2 protein-coding genes (1 of these 2 cut by a window edge) are annotated in these 1,786 nt (G+C 67.4%); both read left to right on the top strand.

The window, feature by feature from the left end; all coding sequences use genetic code 11:
* Nucleotides 1–645, top strand: partial view of a DUF72 domain-containing protein gene (locus tag K789_RS0101185; RefSeq protein ID WP_024365151.1) — the 3' portion only. The gene continues 108 nt to the left of window position 1, outside the view; 645 of the gene's 753 nt are visible here — the last part of the coding sequence; its start codon lies beyond the left edge, outside the window; its stop codon occupies nucleotides 643–645.
* Between the two features lie 59 nt (nucleotides 646–704).
* Complete coding sequence (locus tag K789_RS0101180; protein ID WP_024365150.1) at nucleotides 705–1,775, top strand: App1 family protein; 1,071 nt, start codon at nucleotides 705–707, stop codon at nucleotides 1,773–1,775.
* The last annotated feature ends 11 nt before the right edge of the window (nucleotides 1,776–1,786 follow it).

Raw genomic sequence — 1,786 nt, 5'->3', positions numbered from 1 at the left:
CTGGCGCACTACGCGGCCCGCTTCACCACGGTGGAACTCAACGCCAGCTTCTACCGCTGGCCCCGTGACAGCTCGTTCGCCAGCTGGCGCCAGCGGCTGCCGCCCGGGTTCCTGCTGTCCGTCAAGGCACCCCGCGGACTGACGCACGGGAAGAAGCTCTACGCCCCGGAAGCCTGGATCGAACGGATCGCCCGGTGCTGGCACGAACTCGGCGACAAACGCGCGGTGCTGCTCGTCCAGCTCCCGCCGGATTTCACCCGGGACGACGCGCGGCTGGCGTATTTCCTGGCGGCGGTGCCTGACTGGATCCGGGTCAGCGTGGAATTCCGCCACCCCAGCTGGGACGATCCCGGTGTCTACTCGATGCTGGAACGGCACGGCACTGCCTACTGCGTCATGAGCGGCGCGGGACTCCCGTGCGTCCTCCGCGCCACCGCGGCGTTTGTCTACCTCCGGCTGCACGGACCCGACCGGGAGCATCTCTACGGCGGCTCCTACTCGGACGACGAGCTGCGCTGGTGGGCGGAGCGGATCCGCGAATGGCAGACGGCCGGCAAGGAAGTCTTTGTGTATTTCAACAACGACGGCGGCGGCAACGCCGTGCGGAACGCCTGGATGCTGCGCCATTTGCTGGCCGACGCCTGAGCCGCGGCGATTCCGGACACAGTCCGCGGGGCGCCGGGGCCTTGTGGGAGAGTGGAGGCATGGAAATGGCCTCACAGCACACACCCGCGCAGCAAGCAGTGACCGGCAACCGGGTTTTCCGCCTTGCGCATGTGGTCTCGGACGCCGTCAACAGCGTCCGTTTGAAGACGGCCCGGCGCTGGAACTTTATCCCGCAGACCGTCGCCTACCAGGGCTACGGGTCCACCACTTGGGTCCGGGTGCTTGGCCGGGTGGTGCTGACCAGCAAGCCCAACCCCGGGAGCCGGGCGGAGCAGGCGGCCCAGAACGGCAACCAGAATATCCGCGGCTGGCGGGCGTTCACCTCCGTGCCGGTGCAGTACTCCAAGGTGGAGATCGAGATCGGCGGGGTGACCGCCCAGGTGCAGGCGGACCGCGGCGGGCTGGTGGACACCGTCGTGCAGGTGGAGCTCACTCCGGGCTGGCACACCGCGGTGCTGCGCGCCGAGGGGACCGAGCCCGTCACCACAAAGATCTTCGTTATTTCCCCCGACACCAAGCTGGGCATCGTGTCCGATATCGATGACACGATCATGGTCACCGCACTGCCCCGGCCCTTCCTGGCGCTCTGGAACACCTTTGTCCTCAACGAGCGCGCACGGATGGCGACGCCGGGCATGGCCGTGCTGATGGACCGCCTGAAGGTCGAACACCCGGAGGCACCGGTGATCTACCTGTCCACCGGGCCGTGGAACGCGGCCCCAACCCTGGCGCGTTTTATCACCCGGAACATGTACCCCTCCGGTGCCCTGCTGCTCACCGACTGGGGTCTCACCCACGACCGGTGGTTCCGCAGCGGCCAGGAGCACAAACGCCGCAATCTGGAACTGCTGGCCGAGGAATTCCCGAACATGCGCTGGGTGCTCTTCGGAGACAACGGCCAACATGACGAATCGATCTACTCACATTTCGCCCAGCAGCACGGCGACCGCGTGGCTGCCATCGGCATCCGCCAGCTCTCCGCGAGCGAAGCCGTGCTGGCCGGCGGCCATTCGGACACCGGGGACCACACCGGATCGAAGGTCCCGTGGATCTATTCCCCGGACGGTGCGGGCATGGCAAAGGGCCTGCAGGACCTCGGCGTTCTTTAGGCGCCGGCCCG

It is taken from the genome of Arthrobacter sp. TB 26, assembly GCF_000427315.1.
In the GTDB taxonomy this organism is placed as follows: domain Bacteria; phylum Actinomycetota; class Actinomycetes; order Actinomycetales; family Micrococcaceae; genus Arthrobacter.
Note: the sequence above shows the minus strand (reverse complement) of the source record. Positions and strands in the feature narration are given on the sequence as shown.

Excerpts from the sequence above, each read along its gene's own strand:
- K789_RS0101180 (WP_024365150.1), top strand. The coding sequence starts at position 705 with ATGGAAATGGCCTCACAGCACACACCCGCGCAGCAAGCAGTGACCGGC.